General features: G+C 58.0%; 19 protein-coding genes. 11 read left to right on the top strand and 8 right to left on the bottom strand.

The window, feature by feature from the left end; genetic code table 11:
- Positions 1–57 precede the first annotated feature (57 nt).
- The 6 genes from N5J69_RS01170 (at position 58) to N5J69_RS01145 (ending at position 6,477) form a co-directional block, all read left to right on the top strand.
- A complete protein-coding gene (locus N5J69_RS01170; RefSeq protein WP_279767535.1) occupies positions 58–1,212 on the top strand; it encodes a mandelate racemase family protein in 1,155 nt (384 codons plus the stop codon).
- A 90-nt stretch (positions 1,213–1,302) separates the two neighbouring features.
- The gene (locus tag N5J69_RS01165; RefSeq protein WP_279767532.1) at positions 1,303–2,934 is read left to right on the top strand and encodes an ABC transporter substrate-binding protein; all 1,632 of its coding nucleotides are present in this window, start codon (positions 1,303–1,305) and stop codon (positions 2,932–2,934) included.
- Entirely contained in the window at positions 2,931–3,962 is a 1,032-nt protein-coding gene (locus N5J69_RS01160; RefSeq protein WP_279767531.1) for an ABC transporter permease, read from the top strand. Before N5J69_RS01165 ends, N5J69_RS01160 begins: the two co-directional genes overlap by 4 nt.
- Entirely contained in the window at positions 3,959–4,864 is a 906-nt protein-coding gene (locus N5J69_RS01155; RefSeq protein WP_279767530.1) for an ABC transporter permease, read from the top strand. The genes N5J69_RS01160 and N5J69_RS01155 overlap by 4 nt, the downstream gene beginning before the upstream one ends.
- Positions 4,836–5,702, top strand: coding sequence for an ABC transporter ATP-binding protein (locus tag N5J69_RS01150; RefSeq protein ID WP_279767529.1), 867 nt, complete (start codon positions 4,836–4,838; stop codon positions 5,700–5,702). The genes N5J69_RS01155 and N5J69_RS01150 overlap by 29 nt, the downstream gene beginning before the upstream one ends.
- A 10-nt stretch (positions 5,703–5,712) precedes the next feature.
- Positions 5,713–6,477, top strand: coding sequence for an ABC transporter ATP-binding protein (locus tag N5J69_RS01145; RefSeq protein WP_279767527.1), 765 nt, complete (start codon positions 5,713–5,715; stop codon positions 6,475–6,477).
- A 65-nt stretch (positions 6,478–6,542) separates the two neighbouring features.
- Here N5J69_RS01145 and N5J69_RS01140 read toward each other — a convergent pair whose 3' ends face one another.
- Positions 6,543–7,181 (bottom strand): RpiB/LacA/LacB family sugar-phosphate isomerase, encoded by a 639-nt coding sequence (locus tag N5J69_RS01140; protein WP_279767525.1) that lies wholly within the window; start codon positions 7,179–7,181, stop codon positions 6,543–6,545.
- 139 nt (positions 7,182–7,320) lie between these two features.
- On the opposite strand from N5J69_RS01140, the gene N5J69_RS01135 reads away from it, so the two are divergent.
- The 3 genes from N5J69_RS01135 (at position 7,321) to N5J69_RS01125 (ending at position 8,949) form a co-directional block, all read left to right on the top strand.
- Complete coding sequence (locus N5J69_RS01135; RefSeq protein ID WP_279767523.1) at positions 7,321–7,650, top strand: cupin domain-containing protein; 330 nt, start codon at positions 7,321–7,323, stop codon at positions 7,648–7,650.
- Positions 7,651–7,916: 266 nt separating this feature from the next.
- On the top strand, positions 7,917–8,156 hold the full coding sequence (locus tag N5J69_RS01130) for a hypothetical protein (protein ID WP_279767522.1): 240 nt from the start codon (positions 7,917–7,919) through the stop codon (positions 8,154–8,156).
- Between the two features lie 304 nt (positions 8,157–8,460).
- Positions 8,461–8,949, top strand: a complete 489-nt coding sequence (locus N5J69_RS01125; RefSeq protein ID WP_279767521.1) for an ATP-binding protein — start codon at positions 8,461–8,463, stop codon at positions 8,947–8,949.
- A gap of 12 nt (positions 8,950–8,961) precedes the next feature.
- Here N5J69_RS01125 and N5J69_RS01120 read toward each other — a convergent pair whose 3' ends face one another.
- Complete coding sequence (locus N5J69_RS01120; protein ID WP_279767518.1) at positions 8,962–9,855, bottom strand: dihydrodipicolinate synthase family protein; 894 nt, start codon at positions 9,853–9,855, stop codon at positions 8,962–8,964.
- 307 nt (positions 9,856–10,162) lie between these two features.
- Here N5J69_RS01120 and N5J69_RS01115 point away from each other — a divergent pair, with 307 nt between their 5' ends.
- Both N5J69_RS01115 and N5J69_RS01110 read left to right on the top strand, forming a co-directional pair.
- Positions 10,163–11,470: an MFS transporter gene (locus N5J69_RS01115; RefSeq protein ID WP_279768088.1), complete on the top strand. Its 1,308-nt coding sequence runs from the start codon at positions 10,163–10,165 to the stop codon at positions 11,468–11,470.
- 10 nt (positions 11,471–11,480) lie between these two features.
- On the top strand, positions 11,481–12,290 hold the full coding sequence (locus tag N5J69_RS01110; RefSeq protein WP_279767517.1) for a substrate-binding domain-containing protein: 810 nt from the start codon (positions 11,481–11,483) through the stop codon (positions 12,288–12,290).
- Here the strand turns inward: N5J69_RS01110 and N5J69_RS01105 are convergent.
- The 6 genes from N5J69_RS01105 to N5J69_RS01080 all read right to left on the bottom strand — a co-directional run bounded on the left by N5J69_RS01105 (position 12,265) and on the right by N5J69_RS01080 (position 16,010).
- Positions 12,265–13,164 (bottom strand): LysR family transcriptional regulator, encoded by a 900-nt coding sequence (locus N5J69_RS01105; RefSeq protein WP_279767515.1) that lies wholly within the window; start codon positions 13,162–13,164, stop codon positions 12,265–12,267. The two genes, N5J69_RS01110 and N5J69_RS01105, sit on opposite strands and share 26 nt — an antisense overlap.
- Positions 13,165–13,314: 150 nt before the next feature.
- Positions 13,315–13,548: a hypothetical protein gene (locus N5J69_RS01100; RefSeq protein WP_279767514.1), complete on the bottom strand. Its 234-nt coding sequence runs from the start codon at positions 13,546–13,548 to the stop codon at positions 13,315–13,317.
- Positions 13,549–14,252: 704 nt separating this feature from the next.
- Positions 14,253–14,705 (bottom strand): thiol-disulfide oxidoreductase DCC family protein, encoded by a 453-nt coding sequence (locus N5J69_RS01095; protein WP_279767512.1) that lies wholly within the window; start codon positions 14,703–14,705, stop codon positions 14,253–14,255.
- Complete coding sequence (locus tag N5J69_RS01090; protein WP_279767511.1) at positions 14,674–15,297, bottom strand: glucokinase; 624 nt, start codon at positions 15,295–15,297, stop codon at positions 14,674–14,676. Before N5J69_RS01090 ends, N5J69_RS01095 begins: the two co-directional genes overlap by 32 nt.
- A complete protein-coding gene (locus N5J69_RS01085) occupies positions 15,294–15,731 on the bottom strand; it encodes a PTS sugar transporter subunit IIA (RefSeq protein ID WP_279767509.1) in 438 nt (145 codons plus the stop codon). The genes N5J69_RS01090 and N5J69_RS01085 overlap by 4 nt, the downstream gene beginning before the upstream one ends.
- A 9-nt stretch (positions 15,732–15,740) precedes the next feature.
- Entirely contained in the window at positions 15,741–16,010 is a 270-nt protein-coding gene (locus tag N5J69_RS01080) for a hypothetical protein (protein WP_279767507.1), read from the bottom strand.
- Between the last annotated feature and the right edge of the window lie 16 nt (positions 16,011–16,026).

Below are 16,026 nucleotides of genomic sequence, written 5' to 3'. Positions count from 1 at the left end.
AAAAATGAAACAACGTTTTAATAATTTATCAGGACAGCCTGCCACAGGAGCATAACCGTGAAGATCAGCGCCATTGATGTCACCCTTTTTACCTACCCCACCCGGCGCTGCGCCGACAGCGCCGGTCACTCCCATCCCGGCCCGGAACAGGATGCGCAGATGGCGCTGTTGACCCTGACCAGCGAGGAGGGCGACTGCGGCTACGCCTTTGCGCCGCCGGAAGTGGTGCGCCCCCATGTGGTGAATGCCTTCTTCCGCAACGTGCTGATCGGTCAGAACGCCTTTGACCGCGAGCGCCTGTGGCAGTCGCTGGTGCACTGGCAGCGCGGCAGTGCCCACCAGCTCACCGAGCGGGCGCTTTCCGCGGTCGAGCAGGCACTCTGGGACATGATTGGTCGCAGGCTGAAACAGCCGGTGCATAAACTGCTGGGGGGCTATCGCGAGAAGATCCCGGCTTACGGCAGCACCATGTGTGGCGACGAGCTGAGCGGTGGATTATCGACCCCGGATGCGTATGCACAGTTTGCAGAAAAGCTGGTGGCGCGGGGGTATCAGGCGATCAAGCTGCACACCTGGATGCCGCCGGTCTCCTTTGCGCCCAGCCCGGCGATGGACATTAAAGCGTGTGCAGCGGTGCGTGAAGCGGTAGGCCCGGATATCGCACTGATGCTGGATGGCTATCACTGGTACAGCCGCAGTGACGCGCTGACCATCGGCAAGGCGCTGGAGACGCTTAACTTCACCTGGTTTGAAGAACCGATGGAGGAAGAGAGTATGGCCTCTTACGCCTGGCTGGCAGACAACCTCTCAATTGACGTGCTCGGTCCGGAGAGCCTGGGCGGCAAGCATCACAGCCGTGCCGACTGGGTGCGTGCGGGTGCCTGCGACATTCTGCGGGCAGGCGCCAATGGTGTGGGCGGCATCTCCGCCACCCTGAAAGTGGCCAGTCTGGCCGAGGCGTTTGGCATGGATTGCGAAGTCCACGGCAACGGTGCGGCCAGCCTGGCGGTGGTTGGCGCGATCCGCAACTGCCGCTGGTATGAGCGCGGCCTGCTGCATCCCTTCCTGGATTATGAGACGCCGCCCGCCTACCTCAACAGCCTGATTGATCCGATGGACGATCAGGGCTTTGTCACCCTGCCCACCCGCAGCGGACTGGGTGAGGATATCAACTTCAGCTGGATTGAGACCCACACGCTGAACCGCTGGTAAAAAAGTACGGCAAACAATAATAACCCCGTTACCGCGCAGCCGTGACAGCGCGGTAAACGGGAATACCCTCTGACCTGCTGGACTTTACCTATGACTCTGACACAACGATGTGGCGCATGGCTTGTCGCGTTGCTGATGCTGACGGGCGGCGCATCCGCTCAGGCGCAGACCCCGGATGACCAGCTGATCGTCGGCATGAACATGAATAACCTGCTCACTCTGGATCCGGCCGCCATGACCGGCAACGAAGTCGTGGGCATTGTGGTGAATCTTTATGACGGCCTGGTTGAGCTTAATCCGCAGCAGCTCACCGGGGTGCGCCCGGCGCTGGCGGAACGCTGGTCAGTCAGTCCCGATAACCGCACCCTGACCTTTCACCTGCGCGATAACGTCAGGTTTCACTCCGGCAATCCGCTCACCAGCGCCGATGCAGTCTGGTCAATGCGGCGGGTGCTGCACCTGAACCTGGCACAGGCGTCGGTGTGGAAGTCTTACGGCTTCAGCCGCGACAACGTGGATCAGATGATCACCGCACCCGACGATCGCACGCTGGTGATCACCCTGCCAAAGCCTAACGATCCGCAGCTGGTGATCTACTCGCTGGCGGCGCTGGGCAGCATGGTAGTGCTGGACCGCAAAACGGTGCAGCAGCATGAGGTCAATGGCGACTGGGGCAACCGCTGGCTCACCACCCACGAAGCGGGTTCCGGCCCATTCCGGCTGGATATCTGGCAGGCGAAAGATGTGCTGCGCATGAGTCGTTCCGCTGACTACTGGCGCGGTGAGGCGAAGATGTCACGGGTGGTGTTCCGTCATCTGCAGGAGTCGCAGACCCTGCGGCTGATGATGGAGAAAGGCGATCTGGATATCGCCAGCAACATGGCGATCCCCGATGTACGCGCCCTGCGTCACGACCCTGATCTGTCCATCGACGCCGTCCGAAAAGGGACGATCTACTATCTGGCGATGAGCATGAAAGATCCCCACTTCGGCAATCGTAAAGTACGTGAGGCCGTGCGCTACCTGGTCGATTATCAGGGCATCAATAAAAGCCTGATGACCGGCTACGGCGAACTGCATCAGCGGCCGATTCAGGCGGGGATGCCCGCTACGCTGCCCGATCCCGGCTACCGGCTTGATGTGCCACGCGCCCGCGCCCTGCTGGCTGAAGCGGGCTATCCGGACGGTTTTGACACCACGCTGCGGGTACTGGCCGATCAGCCGTTTCTGAATATCGCCATCGCGGTGCAGTCCACGCTGCTCCAGGGAGGGATTCGCGCCAGAATCATTACCGGCACCGGCAACCAGATCTATGGCGCGATGCGCGATCGCCAGTTTAATTTGCTGGTCGGACGCGGCGGCAGCGGCGTGGAGCCGCATCCCCACTCCAGCCTGCGGGCGCTGGTCTACAACCCGAACAATGCCGACAGCGCCCGGCTGACCAACTTCCAGGGCTGGCGCACCGGTTTTTACGACGCGCAGCTCAACCGCATGATCGATCAGGCACTGGTGGAACGCGACAAAACCCGCCAGCAGCAGGCCTATTTCGCCATTCAGCAGCGCTATGACCAGCTGGTTCCCGCGCTGATGCCGCTGTCGCAGATGCTCGACTCCGTGGTGGTCAGCAACCGGGTGCAGGCGTATCAGCCGCACCCTTCTGCAACCACCTTCCTGCGAGACGTCTGGAAAACCCCTGATCGCCTGACGGGAGACACGCCATGACCTTCATCCTGACCCGACATCAGTGCCGCCGCATCAGCCATCGCGTGGTGCAGGTGTTAATCACGCTTTTCGGCCTGCTGCTGCTGACCTTTTTTATTGGCCGGGTGATGCCGCTGGATCCCGTGCTGGCGATTGTCGGCCCCGACGCCGATCAGGCCACCTATCAGCAGGTCTACCATCAGCTTGGCTTTGATAAACCGCTGTGGGTGCAGTTTGGCCTCTACCTGCATGCGCTGCTGCAGGGCGACCTGGGCCATGCGCTGCTGACCGGCCAGCCCGTAGTGCATGACATTCTGCGCGTCTTTCCGGCCACGGTTGAGCTGGCCACACTGGCGATTGTGATTGGCGCGGGGCTTGGCGTTCCGCTGGGTGTGCTGGCGGCGGCGCGACGTAACAGCGTTATCGACTATCTGGTGCGAATGGTCAGCCTGGCCGGTTACTCCACGCCGATATTCTGGGTGGGCATGATGGGCCTTCTGCTGTTCTATGCCCACCTCGGCTGGGTCGGCGGCGCAGGACGGGTGGACTTCAGCCTGGATGGCATCGTGCCACGTCGCACCGGCTTTATGCTGATTGACGCCCTGCTGGCGGGCAACAAACAGGTGTTCCTGAATGCCCTGAATCATCTGGTGCTGCCCGCCTCGCTGCTCGGCTTTCACTCTATGGCCTACATCAGCCGGATGACGCGCAGCTTTATGCTCGCTCAGCTGTCGCAGGAGTTCATTCTGACCGCACGGGTCAAAGGCCTGACCGAATGGCAGGTGATCTGGCAGCACGCTTTCCGCAATATCCTGGTGCAGCTGCTGACCGTGGTGGCGCTGGCTTATGGATCGCTGCTGGAGGGCGCAGTGCTGATTGAAACGGTCTTTTCCTGGCCCGGCTTTGGCTCCTACCTTACCGGCAGCCTGATGCTGGGCGACATGAATGCGGTGATGGGCTGTGTGCTGATAGTCGGCCTGATTTTTGTGCTGCTTAACCTGATCTCCGACCTGCTCTATCAGGTGTTTGATCCGAGGACCAAAGTATGACGATCTCCTTTGATGCCCCTTCCGCCGGTCACACCCGCGAGCGGCTGGCGCGCTGCCAGCGTTTTGCGGCACGCTGTGGCGGCTTTCTCTGGCGCATGGCCTGCAATCCCCTGACCGCCATCGGCGGCGGCATCGTGCTGTTGCTTTGCATTGTGGCGCTGTTTGCCCCCTGGATCGCGCCGTACCATCCGCTGATTCAGAATCTGGACAACGCCCTGACGCCGCCCGGCGCGGCCCACTGGTTCGGCACTGACGAGTTTGGCCGGGATATCTTCAGCCGTCTGGTGTGGGGGGCGCGCATCACGCTCTACATCGTGCTGCTGGTGTCGGTTACGGTCGGCCCGCTGGGCCTGCTGCTGGGCGTCACCGCCGGTTACTTTGGTGGCAACGTTGATGGCGTGCTGATGCGCGTCACCGATATTTTCATCTCCTTTCCCAGTCTGGTCCTGGCGCTGGCGTTTGTTGCGGCGCTGGGGCCAGGCCTGGAGCATGTGGTCATCGCCATTACGCTCACCGCCTGGCCACCGATTGCGCGTCTGGCGCGCGCCGAAACGCTGTCGCTGCGTCAGGCGGACTTTATCTCGGCGGTGCGTTTACAGGGCGCATCGCCGCTGCGGGTGCTGTGGAAGCACATTATTCCGCTTTGCCTGCCCTCGGTGATTATCCGCATCACCATGAACATGGCGGGCATTATTCTGACCGCCGCCGGGCTGGGATTCCTCGGGCTGGGTGCGCAGCCGCCTGAGCCGGAATGGGGCGCGATGATCGCCAGTGGCCGCACCTACATGCTGGAGTGCTGGTGGGTGGTCACCGTGCCCGGTCTGGCGATCCTGATTAACAGCCTGGCATTTAACTTCTTAGGAGATGGCCTACGTGACCTGCTCGATCCCCGCAATGAGTAACGCCTTGCCGTTGCTCGACGTGCGCGATTTGCACGTGAACTTTGTTAACGGACGCCAGATAACCCCGGCGGTGCGCGGCGTCTCCTTTCAGCTCGGCCACGAGAAGCTGGCGATTGTCGGCGAGTCCGGCTCCGGTAAATCGACCGTGGGCCGCGCCCTGCTGCATCTGCATCCGGCGAAAGCACGCATTGAGGCGAGCCGGATGCAGTTTGGCGATATCGACCTGCTGCATGCCAGCCCGGCCCGGATGCGCGCCATTCGCGGCAAACGCATCTCAATGATCATGCAGGACCCGAAATATTCGCTGAACCCGGTGATCCGGGTTGGCGATCAGATTGCCGAAGCCTGGCGCAGTCATCATCGCGGCCAGAAAGCGGCTGCCCGTCAGCGGACGCTGGCGATGCTGGAAGAGGTACAGATCCGCGATCCTGAAGGCGTTTATCAGCGCTATCCTCATGAAATTTCCGGCGGTCAGGGACAGCGCGTGATGATCGCCATGATGCTGATCACCGAGCCGGAACTGGTGATTGCTGATGAACCGACCTCGGCACTGGATGTGTCGGTTCGCCTGCAGGTTCTGGCGCTGCTGGATGATCTGGTGAAGGCTCGCGGGCTGGGACTGATTTTTATCAGTCACGATATCAATCTGGTTCGCAATTTCTGCGACCGGGTGCTGGTGATGTACGCCGGACGTGTGGTGGAGTCGCTGGCCGCCAGCGAACTTGACCGCGCTGCACATCCCTACACGCAGGGATTACTGGCAGCACTGCCCGACCTTGATCACCGGCGCACGCGCCTGCCGGTGTTACAACGTCACGCCAGCTGGTTAACAGACTAAGGAGTTTGCGATGATTGATGTGAAAAATCTCAGTCTCAGTTTTGGTGAAGCAGACAGCCGCAATCAGGTGCTGTCTGACGTGAATCTGCGGGTTGAACAGGGTGAAATTTTCGGGCTTGTGGGCGAGTCAGGATCGGGCAAAACCACGGTGCTGAAATGCCTGGCGGGCCTGTTTACTCACTGGCAGGGAGAGCTGGCGATTAATGGTCAGCCGCTGACGCACCGCATTGATCGTGCGCGCTGTCGTCAGGTGCAGATGGTGTTTCAGGATCCTTATGGCTCGCTGCATCCGCGTCATACGCTGGGTGATATTCTTGAGGAGCCCTTGCAGATTCACGCCATCGGGCAGCGTCAGCAGCGGGTGCTGGCAATGCTGGATAAGGTCGGGCTGCATCGCGGCTGGCAGACGCGCTATCCCCACCAGCTTTCGGGAGGTCAGCGACAGCGCGTAGCAATTGCCCGTGCGCTGATTTTAGCGCCACGCGTGCTGCTGCTGGATGAGCCGACCTCTGCGCTGGATGTGTCGGTGCAGGCAGAGATCCTGAATCTGCTGAGCGATCTGCAGCAGCAGGAGAAGCTGACCTACCTGATGGTTACGCACGATCTCGGCGTGGTGGCGCACCTCTGTCATCGTGTGGCGGTCATGCAACAGGGCAAAGTGCTGGAGACGCTGGATGTGCCGACGCTGGTAGCCAACCGCGCTGCGATGCCCTACACGCGGATGCTGGTGCAGGCGAGTCGTCATAGCCCTCCGGTGCAGGCGCAGCCGGGCTGAACATTTGCGGACGTCGGGAGAGAATAAAGAAGGCCGGTCAGACCGGCCTCGTGGAATCGGAAAGCTTAGTGCGTCAGCTGACGCACAAAGGCAACGATCTCCTGATTTTTACCCTGCTCAAACAGGCATTGCTGGAAACGCGGGCCGCTGACCGCGGTACGCACCAGTTCAGGATCGATGGCGCGCAGGGTGTCGAGATAGTTCTCTTTGATCACGGCGGCTTTAACCTGGTTCAGCAGTCCGGCATTACGCACCTGCGGCTCTTTACGCTCTGGCGGATAGCCATTGCCCTTCTCGCCGGTGAACGCTTTTTCAAAGATAAAGCGCAGGTTGAGTTCTGCACCCCAGCCAAACCCTTTGGCGAATGGCAGGGATAAGGCGTTCCCGTTGTTGATCTGTGCGAACAGGTAAGCATCGGCCGGATCGATACAGTAGCCGCAGACGACGCCCGGATGGATATTAAGGGACATCAGCGCGCCCTGTCCGGTGCCGCAACCCGCGACCACGAAATCAACCGCCTGGCTGTTGAGCAGAATGCTGGCCTGAATGCCAAGGTGAATGTAGGTCAGATGGTGATCCTGCTCATCGCTCATCCCGACGTTGAAGACCTGATGGCCCAGCGGCTGTGCAACGCCCTCCAGTTCTTTCAGCACGGTAACGTTTTTTGCGGCCTGGCTGTTTTCCATCATTAATGCGATTTTCATGATCTACCCTTATAAATTAAATGAAACACCGTTTCATTTTAATGAAAAAGCACTAAAGTGCATGGGCTAATTCACCTGCGCGCTGTGAGAGCCATCACAAAACGGCCATTGCAGTGCCTGCTACCACATGAGGGATACGATGTTTATCTACCATAAAGACTCACCGCTGGACGATCTGGGGCGTGGCGTAACCCGCCGCGTACTGGCGCATGGCGGCACCATGATGGCAGTTGAAGTCAGTTTTGAAAAAGAGGCGGTTGGCCCACTGCATCACCATCCCCATGAGCAGCTGACCTATGTGCTGAGCGGACGCTTTGCCTTCACCATTAACGGTGAAACGCGGGAAGTCGGCCCTGGAGATACCCTTTACAAGGCCCCTGATGTGGTTCATGGCTGCGTCTGCCTTGAGGCGGGTGTGCTGCTGGATACGTTTACGCCGCAACGCGAAGATTTTCTCACCGCTAAATAACCCACGCGGCCCGGCGGGCCGCGTGCTGAACCGACACAATACTGTGTGATTTTCCCTGCCTGCCGGATTTGACTTAAAACCTGCCCGCTTTTTCAGAAATTATCGTTCCTGCTAACTGAATGATTCGCCAGCATTTACGCCGAAGCCGCGCTACGCTTAGCCCCGGCGTAAAAATCAATCCGGCAGATTCCTGTACAAAAAGCTGATCACTGTATAAGTTTAATAGCAACACCAGTGCATTTTTTAACCCGAAACAGGACAATAATATGCCAGTACAAAACACCCTCACTCTGCCGGTGAACCACACCCTCCCGGCCCGGAATACGTTTGAGTCCTCCTTTGCCGCGTCTGAGCAGGACAAACTTAATTTTCTTATCGAAGAGTTAATGGAAGCAGGCAAAGAAAAAAGCTGTATGGAATTGCTGCGCCATCTGGCTTCCGCAGACAGCGCGGAAGAAGAAGCGTGCTGCCGTGAGTTGCTGACGTTACTGATGGCACAAAAATGACGCCTGTGGCTGGCTGTTCAGCGCAGAACCCCTCCCCGTTAAAGCCTTCATTGATCGTCCAGACGCTCGCCTGACCGCATCCAGCCGTTCAGGCGAGTTAACGCTCCCCAAGAAAGCCTCCTGCTGCACCCCGTGTAACCCTGTCCTCCGCACTTGATGCTGTCCTGGCGGGTCATACCGGCGTTTACTCACGAGAACCTTATGCGTGTCATTGCTTGTTCATTTTGTTAGCCTGAATGACGCGTCGGCAAGACACGTTTCAGGTCTGCCGAACGGTCCCTTACCCGGCTGTTAAAGGAGTGACATGATGACTGTCCCTGCTACGCTGCATCTGCTGTGTGGAAAAATGGCGTCCGGAAAATCGACGCTTGCGGCTGAGCTGGGCGCTGCACCCGGCTGTGTGATGATCAGCGAGGACGCGTGGCTGGCCGCGCTCTATCAGGACGAAATGCAGTCGGTAGCCGATTACGTGCGCCTGTCAGCCACACTCCGAAAGGCGATGACGCCCCATCTTGTGGCACTGCTTAACGCAGGTGTGTCGGTGGTGCTGGATTTTCCTGCTAACACCCGGGCAAACCGTGACTGGATGCGATCGGTCATTCAGGCCACCTCTGCCGACCATCGTCTGCATTACCTGGATGTGCCGGACGCGCTGTGTAAATCGCGTCTGCACACCCGTAATCAGGGCGGCGAACACGCCTTTGCCGCAACGGACGAGCAGTTCGCGCTGATTACCCGTTATTTCGAACCGTCGCAGAAGGAGGAAGGCTTTAATCTGGTGCGCCACGGTTAATCACTTCTGACGTCAGGCGAGTTCGAGTGCCGCGAGCACGTCAGCGATCTGCTGGCAATCGACTGCGGAAAGCGGCAACAGCGGGCGCGGCAGATTGTCACGCCCGGTCAGTCCCAGCAGCCCCGCCGCCGCGCTAATCACCCTGAAACTGCCACCATGCTGGCGAAACAGCGCCCACAACGGCTGCAGGCGTTCTGACTGGGCGCTGACGCGCTCAAAATCGCCTGCGGCTGCCGCATCGGTCATCGCTTTTGCGGTGCGCGGAAACAGCCCGCCGCACACCGAAAACCAGCCATCACAGCCCGCAATCAACGCATTCGCGGCAGAGGCGTCGCCGCTGATGCCAACCGACACGGCAGCAGGCAGCGTGCTCCGCAGTTGAGCCAGTCGGTCATTCGCCGCAGATTGCGCCGCCGGTACGCCAGGGATTTTCACGGCACCAATACCGGGCAGTTCCGCTATCCGGCCCAGCAGCGCATCCGGGAAAGTAAAGTGTGTCGTGCCCGGATTGTCATAAATGCAGACCGGGACTGAAGCGTGACGCGTCACGGTCTCAAAAAGCGTGAAAACCTCATCCTCTTTCAGTGCCTGATAACCCAGCGGGGGCAGCAGTAAAGCGGATGCCCCTGCCTGCTGCGCATCCTCCGTCAGCGCCAGCACCTCGTCGGTGCTTACCGCGCCGACGCAGATCATCACCGGAATCGCCTCGGCATGTTCAGTTGCCAGCGTTGCGATGCGTTTGCGCTGCGCGCGCGTCAGATAAGCGTAGCTGCCGGTAGATCCCAGCACGCCGAGGGAATCCACTTTTGCCTCCGTCAGCCTGTGCAGCAGCCGCAGAAAAGCCGCTTCATCGGGCTTGCCATCAGCAAAAGGCGTAAGAGGAAAAGCACTGAGTCCGCTAAACATGGTCTGCTCCTGATTATCGAAGGTGATCGGTAAGAATCACCGGTGCCAGAGAGGTTTCGACCTCACCAGCCCGTAACACGCTTATGAATTCTGTCACATTTCCGCAAACTCGCCTCAGAGCCGCTAACACGCTTAAAAAACAAGCCACCCACTTAACCCGTTGAATAAAAGCATTTTTATTGATAACGCACGGCAATCATGCGGTTAACACATTAATCATTGTCCTTTTTGCACTTATTTAGCGCCGGGCAGTGATCCACTCTTCAGTGACAGGCGCGGCAAAAAGCGTCATACCTTACTGGAGTTACTGATGCAGACAACCTCACCCATGACTCACCGCGCCAGGATTGGCGCGATATTTCGTGTTACCTCAGGCAATTTCCTCGAACAGTTTGATTTCTTCCTGTTCGGTTTCTATGCCACCTATATCGCCCACACCTTTTTCCCGGCCAGCAGTGAATTCGCCTCACTGATGATGACCTTTGCCGTATTTGGCGCTGGTTTCCTGATGCGGCCCATCGGCGCAGTGGTACTGGGCGCGTACATCGACAAGGTCGGTCGTCGTAAGGGGCTGATCGTCACGCTCTCCATCATGGCGGCGGGCACCTTTATGATTGTGCTGATCCCCTCTTACCAGAGCATTGGCCTGTGGGCACCGCTGCTGGTGCTGATCGGCCGACTGCTGCAGGGCTTCTCCGCCGGTGCGGAGCTGGGCGGCGTATCGGTCTATCTGGCCGAGATCGCCACGCCAGGCCGCAAGGGCTTCTACACCAGCTGGCAGTCGGGCAGTCAGCAGGTGGCGATTATGGTGGCGGCGGCGATGGGCTTTATTCTCAATGCGGTGCTGGAAGAGAGTGCCATCCGCGAATGGGGCTGGCGCATTCCTTTCCTGTTTGGCTGTTTGATTGTGCCGTTTATTTTCGTGCTGCGTCGCAAGCTGGAAGAGACTCAGGAGTTCAGCAATCGCCGCAGTCATCCTGACGTGAAACAGGTGTTCCGCATCCTGCTGGCCAACTGGCAGGTGGTGATTGCCGGGATGCTGATGGTGGCGATGACCACGACGGCGTTTTACCTGATTACCGTTTACGCCCCGACCTTTGGCAAGAAAGTTCTGCTGCTGAGTGCCTCAGACAGCCTGCTGGTGACCTTGCTGGTTGCGGTATCCAACTTCATCTGGCTGCCGATTGGCGGCGCGATCTCCGACCGCTTTGGCCGTAAACCTGTGCTGGTCGCCATGACCCTGCTGGCGATCGCCACCAGCTATCCGGCCCTGAGCCTGCTGGCAGCCGCACCGGGCTTCTCAATGATGCTGGGCGTGTTGCTGTGGCTGTCGATGATTTATGGCCTCTACAACGGCGCGATGATCCCGGCGCTGACCGAAATCATGCCTGCGGAAGTCCGTGTGGCAGGCTTCTCGCTGGCCTACAGTCTGGCAACTGCGCTGTTTGGCGGCTTCACCCCGGTAATGTCAACCGGCCTGATTGAGCTGACCGGCGATAAAGCGTCACCGGGCTACTGGATGAGTTTTGCAGCTGTCTGCGCCCTGGGCGCGACGCTTTACCTCTATCGTCGCACCCGCCGTGCCGTCTCACCTGCCCGTGAAACCGTGAGCTAAGGAAAAGAAAATGAAACTGAAAACGATGTCGCTGTGCGCTGCCCTGCTGTTCAGCATGGCGGGCAGTGCCACGGCGCAGGCAAAAGAACTGACGGTGATGATCTCCGGCGGGTTTAAAGCAGCCTGGGACAGCCTGTCGCCCCGCTTCGCCAGAGAAGAGGGCATCACCCTTAAAACCGTCGCTGGCCCGTCAATGGGCAGGACGCCACAGGCCATTCCGGCCCGGCTGGCGCGCGGTGAACCCGCCGATGTGGTGATTATGGTTGGCGATGCGTTAAGTGATCTGCAAAAGCAGGGTGCGACGCTGCCAGGTTCACGGGTTGAGCTGGCTGACTCGCGCATCGGTGCCGTGATTAAACAGGGAGCCGCGCCGGTTAAAATTAACAGCGAAAGCGCACTACGCACCGCCCTGCTGAACGCCGCGTCCATCGCCTACTCAGACAGCGCCAGCGGCAAATATGTAAGCAGCCAGCTGTTCAGCCGACTGGGCATTGAGGATCAGGTTAAGGCGAAGGCGGTCAGGGTTGAGCGCATTCCTGTGGCCTCCGAGGTGGCAGCCGGTAAATACGCTATCGGGTTTCAGCAGGTCAGCGAACTGCTGCCGGTATCAGGCGTTACCTTTATTGGCGAACTGCCGGACACGCTGCAATACACCACCCGCTTCGCCGGTGCGGTGGTACGCAGGTCAGCGCAGCCGGATGAGGCGGCAAAGCTGCTGCACTGGCTCGCCTCGCCTGCGGCACAGCAGGCGGTGCTCGCCAGCGGACTGCACAGCGTGAAGGCGTCAGAACCGGTTAAAGTCGCTGATACTGTTCAATGATCAGGTTCTCCAGTTCGCTGGCAATATGTGACAGCGTCCGGCCATTTTTACGCAGCAGGCCCACGGTGCGTTTCACCTGTGGATCGGTTAACGGCACCGCCATCAGCAGAGCATGATCGTAGCCGGGCATCGACATGGCGGGGACGGCAGCAATGCCAAGCCCCGCCTCTACCATCCCCAGCATGGTGGTAACGTGCCGGGTTTCACAGACACAAGGCTTCTCCGGCATGATCGTATGCAATGCCTGATCCAGCAGGTTGCGATTGCCGGAAGTTTTATCCAGCCCGACCCACTCATACTGATAAAACTCACGCCAGCTGAGACTCTTTTTGCCTGCTATCGGGTGCTCACGCCGACAGGCTGCCACATAAGGGTCGTCCATCAGCGGCTGGAAATGCACGTCTGGCTGCGAACGGCTGGAAAAACTGATGCCAAAGTCAGCCTGCCCGCCAATCACCGCGTCATAGACGTTAGCCGCACTGCTATCGACCAGTTTGACCCGCACTTTTGGATAGCGCACCTGAAACAGCCGGATGATGTTGGGCATAAAATAGTAGGCGGCGGACGGCACGCAGGCGACGGTAATCAGGCCGGTGCGGGCTAAGCTCACTTCACTGAGATCGGCCATCACCTCTTCAAAATCGGCCAGCAGCTTATCCGAACGCTGAGCAAACGCATGCCCTTTCAGCGTCAGCGTAACGCGGCGTGTGGTCCGCTCAAACAGTTTGATCCCAAGCGTGGTTTCCAGCTTATCGATGCGGCGGCTCAGCGCCGACTGTGAAAGGCAGATCGATTCCGCCGCCAGGCGAAAATTACCGAACTCCACCAGCGCGCGAAACGCATAGAGATCGTTGAGATCGAAATTAACCGGCATAGCCCCTCTTGTGTCACGTTTGGTGATTCAGCCAGCCTTCAGGATACCCGAATTTTACAGCGAAGTTGTTAAAAGAGAGAAAGGGGAGTTAGTTTCATTTTTTAATTTTTTTGAAAAAGGCCCGCCGAAGCGAGCCTGTCCGTGTGAGATTTACTTCTGTGAACCTGTCATAAAATAGAGGGAAAGATCCTTCAAAAGTGAAACGCCACCGTAGCCGCAAAATATAATCACAAAAAATTTTGCAATGTCATAGGGCATAAAACCCAGCCATCCATCCTGAGGAAAAAGATTCACTGAAGTTAACATAGCATTCGCTAACAACACCCCAGGTATAGTACAGGCGTTTTTAGCTTTCTTTTCCCTGCCTCGTACACCGTCTGCCATAGTTATTCCCTGAAATTTCCATTACCGCTGGCAACGCACGTTAGCACGCCTGCGACAACACCGCTTGCTACATCCACAAAAAAGCCGGGTATAGCACCTGCAAAATACCTGATGCGCATGGGTTATTGCTGATAATAGCCCCTGAATCCAGACAGCTGGACGTGTACCCACAAAACCCTGGCTTGCCGCCATCGCCCTGCTGGCTTGCATGGATACTGACACCCGCATAAACGGGATCAAAAGTCCCCTTCGCACCTGTAATCATTTTCAACTGCGCTTTAAATAAATTTTTCCATTTTGTAAACCCTGATGTTAATTCATCCTGAAATAATCATGCGCAGCGCTGTTTTTTATACCACCCCTGAAAAAGAAGATCAAAATAAATCACCCGCCTGATTAATGGTTAAATAAAATGTTTTTTCAATGAAGCAGCAATTGAGCGTGCGCCTGTCAATAATAAGTCAGGGGCGCAAGGAATGTCGCATGCGCGTCATTACCCCTGCAGGTCTGATCAGTAATTTCTGATAACGTCTTTTAACCAAGCATTCATTGCAATTCGATTAAAAAAGACTCGCTATTTTTTATTTTGGTCTGTGCTCTCCCTGCAATAAAAAAATTCCTCCTTAGGTTTATTTACAGGATCAAATGCTGGAATGTGTTTATCGGGTCAGCACTGATTAAGACCAGCCGCCAGCGCACGGTATTTAGCCTTTAGCCGTCTCAGTCGGGTCAACCGGATGCAAAAATCGACCAGGATAATCGGGCTGGATCGCGTGCTGGCTGCTGTAGCGGCCAAACAGCTTATAGCGGTTTAAGGCGATGCGGTCATAGGCAAAATTACTGATTGCATCCGGGAAGTGGCGCAGCACTGCCAGCCCGCGCCAGGGTGCAGGCAGGTGCTGCATCACGCGAAAGACCGCCTGTGCCCGCAGCCAGTGCTGGTTATCGGCAATATAGACAATGGTACTGACATTCTCTTCCGGCAGTCCGGCCCAACGCAGCAGCGCTTTGCCCTGCTCGCTCTGCACCGAGGCAAAACGGACCTGCCGCGCCAGATGATGACGGAGCAGGAACTGAACCCAGCCGTTACACAGTTTACAGACGCCGTCATAGAGCACGGCGCTTTCACCGGTTTGCAGATAAGGGGGTGGTGACATCCTGTAACGCCTCACGCTTCTGATGATGAGCTGAAGTGTAGCGGGTTCTGGCCAGTTGTTGATGCAGCCAGGAGACAACGGCCGCGTGATCCTGACAGCAGGCGTCAACGTCAAACACCGCTCCCAGCGCCATTGGCCTTGCCTGATGCGCCAGCTGGCGCAGCTCCGGCAGATACTCAGCCCCCGGATGGCCCGGCAGCCGCTGCGACAGCCGCGCCTGATAGCGCGCCACCGCCATGTCCGGCGCGATTTTCAGCCACAGTTCCAGCACCTCCGCCACGCCTGCCTGTTTCAGTCCCTGCTCCAGCAGCGTGCGCGGCTGGAACCCGAACCAGGCGTCGATGAGCCAGATCTGACTGGCGGGTGCCTGCCCGACAATATTCCAGATTGCCTGATAAGCCGCACAGCCCAGTTGCCGGTTGCGCTGACGATCGACCGGCGCAAAACAGGACATGAACGGCTCTTTCAGGCTGTCGAGCGTCAGTACCGGCCAGCCAAAGTGCTGTGACAGCGCGTGCGTCAGCGTGCTCTTGCCCGACGCCGGGATGCCGTTAACCAGTACCACGCGTTTCAACGGTGTGTTTTGCGTCATAAAATGTCGATGACCTCCGCTACGCTTCTGGCCTGACGTAATCTGACCAGCGTCTCCTCATCCTCCAGCAGCGAGACAATCGCGCGGATCCCCTCTTCGATATGGGCATTGCTGTCGCGGGCACCAAACATAATCACAATGTCCGCTTTATCACTTCCCTCAAACGCGATCGGCTCAGTGAGCAGAATCAGACTGAAACAGTCACGAATCACCCCCGCTTCCGGTCGCGCATGGGGAATGGCGATCCCCTCCTCAAACACGTAGTAAGCGCCGTGAGCCAGCGTGTTGGCGATCACGGCATCAGGATAGGTGGCATCCAGGTAGCCGCCGCTGACCAGCGGTTGGGCGGCCAGCGCGATAACCTGACGCCAGTCCGTGGCGTTGATCCCAATCTGAATAGCGTTTGCCTCTTGCAATAACTGCTTAATCGTCATCAGCTCTCCTTAAATCGACTGGCGCACCACATTGCGTAGTTCATCGATTTTGACAAACAGCGCATCAATTTCATTGCGGTAACGACGGCTTTTCGCAAACAGGCTTAATGCCCGGTTATATTCCAGCATTAATTGTTTTTGCGTGTCGCCATCACGCGGATTTATCGCCAGCTGTTGCTCCAGTTGCGTTATTTTCTCGCGACTTAATTGCGCCAGATAATCCTGCTGCTGATCGCTGGGGTGCTCCACAGCCGCAGACTTTTTGAGGAATCCAAACATAGGCTCTCCTGCCCCG

The sequence above is a fragment of the Pantoea sp. GD03673 genome (genome assembly GCF_029844725.1).
Lineage (GTDB): Bacteria > Pseudomonadota > Gammaproteobacteria > Enterobacterales > Enterobacteriaceae > Pantoea.
This window is presented reverse-complemented; position numbering and strand designations above follow the sequence as displayed.

Coding starts and splice junctions, on each gene's coding strand:
- N5J69_RS01140 (WP_279767525.1), bottom strand. CDS start 7,181: ATGAAAATCGCATTAATGATGGAAAACAGCCAGGCCGCAAAAAACGTT.
- N5J69_RS01160 (WP_279767531.1), top strand. CDS start 2,931: ATGACCTTCATCCTGACCCGACATCAGTGCCGCCGCATCAGCCATCGC.
- N5J69_RS01085 (WP_279767509.1), bottom strand. CDS start 15,731: ATGACGATTAAGCAGTTATTGCAAGAGGCAAACGCTATTCAGATTGGG.
- N5J69_RS01110 (WP_279767517.1), top strand. CDS start 11,481: ATGAAACTGAAAACGATGTCGCTGTGCGCTGCCCTGCTGTTCAGCATG.
- N5J69_RS01155 (WP_279767530.1), top strand. CDS start 3,959: ATGACGATCTCCTTTGATGCCCCTTCCGCCGGTCACACCCGCGAGCGG.
- N5J69_RS01130 (WP_279767522.1), top strand. CDS start 7,917: ATGCCAGTACAAAACACCCTCACTCTGCCGGTGAACCACACCCTCCCG.
- N5J69_RS01120 (WP_279767518.1), bottom strand. CDS start 9,855: ATGTTTAGCGGACTCAGTGCTTTTCCTCTTACGCCTTTTGCTGATGGC.
- N5J69_RS01095 (WP_279767512.1), bottom strand. CDS start 14,705: ATGTCACCACCCCCTTATCTGCAAACCGGTGAAAGCGCCGTGCTCTAT.
- N5J69_RS01090 (WP_279767511.1), bottom strand. CDS start 15,297: ATGACGCAAAACACACCGTTGAAACGCGTGGTACTGGTTAACGGCATC.
- N5J69_RS01100 (WP_279767514.1), bottom strand. CDS start 13,548: ATGGCAGACGGTGTACGAGGCAGGGAAAAGAAAGCTAAAAACGCCTGT.
- N5J69_RS01105 (WP_279767515.1), bottom strand. CDS start 13,164: ATGCCGGTTAATTTCGATCTCAACGATCTCTATGCGTTTCGCGCGCTG.
- N5J69_RS01125 (WP_279767521.1), top strand. CDS start 8,461: ATGATGACTGTCCCTGCTACGCTGCATCTGCTGTGTGGAAAAATGGCG.
- N5J69_RS01135 (WP_279767523.1), top strand. CDS start 7,321: ATGTTTATCTACCATAAAGACTCACCGCTGGACGATCTGGGGCGTGGC.
- N5J69_RS01080 (WP_279767507.1), bottom strand. CDS start 16,010: ATGTTTGGATTCCTCAAAAAGTCTGCGGCTGTGGAGCACCCCAGCGAT.
- N5J69_RS01165 (WP_279767532.1), top strand. CDS start 1,303: ATGACTCTGACACAACGATGTGGCGCATGGCTTGTCGCGTTGCTGATG.
- N5J69_RS01145 (WP_279767527.1), top strand. CDS start 5,713: ATGATTGATGTGAAAAATCTCAGTCTCAGTTTTGGTGAAGCAGACAGC.